Source organism: Eggerthella sp. 1_3_56FAA, from assembly GCF_000185625.1.
GTDB classification, from domain to species: domain Bacteria; phylum Actinomycetota; class Coriobacteriia; order Coriobacteriales; family Eggerthellaceae; genus Eggerthella; species Eggerthella lenta.
This window is the reverse complement of record NZ_GL622599.1, coordinates 1-724: the sequence shown is the minus strand read 5'-3', so window position 1 is coordinate 724 and position 724 is coordinate 1. Positions and strand designations below refer to the sequence as shown.

The 724-nt window shown below is 69.5% G+C and carries 1 protein-coding gene; it reads right to left on the bottom strand.

Going from position 1 to position 724, the window contains the following annotated elements:
• Positions 1-724, bottom strand: a 724-nt coding sequence (locus HMPREF1023_RS14960; RefSeq protein WP_009307335.1) for a UvrD-helicase domain-containing protein, incomplete at both ends; no start/stop codon positions are given.

Genomic DNA, 724 nt, shown 5'->3' with positions numbered 1-724 from the left:
TCGCATCGGCCGTGCGCACGCCGGTGCCGCGCCCCGCGGGCTGCACCGACAGCACGAGGTCGATGCGCGGCGCGCTGCCCCGATAGCAGGAGGGGCGCTGCTCGTTCGGCTCCAGCGACATGAACGCCTCGCCGAACACCGTCGACTGCTCGAACACGCGGTCGACGAACGACAGCACGTCGCCGTGGCTGCGGAAGTTCTTCGTGAGCTCGACGTAGAGCGCGCCCACTTCGTCGGCGCGCATCGCCTTCTTATGAGCCTCGTACACGTTCACGTCGGCGCCGCGGAAGCGGTAGATGGACTGCTGCGCATCGCCTACCGTGCACAGGTGCGCGCACCGCGGCCCGGCCAGGCGCGCGATCATGTCGATCTGCAGCTGGCTGGTGTCCTGGAACTCGTCCACCATCACCAGTTTGAAGCGGCGTTCGTAGCGCGCGGCGATGTCCGGGCAGCGTTCGAACGCGTCGAGCGTGCGCACGAGCAGGTCGTCGTTATCCAGCTTGCACGCGGCGCGCTTCGCACCCTCGAAGCGCGCGGTCACCTCGCGCGCGAGCGCCATGAGCTCGGAGGCCAGCGGGTGCGCCAGCGCGAGCGCGACGTTCTGAGCCACGCGCGCGTGCACAGCTTGATACGCTTTGACCTCGGCCTTCACGTCGGCGCCGCCGAACGTGCACGGCAGGTAGGCGCAGCCGTCGACCACAGCTGCCAGCGCACGCGCGTCGCT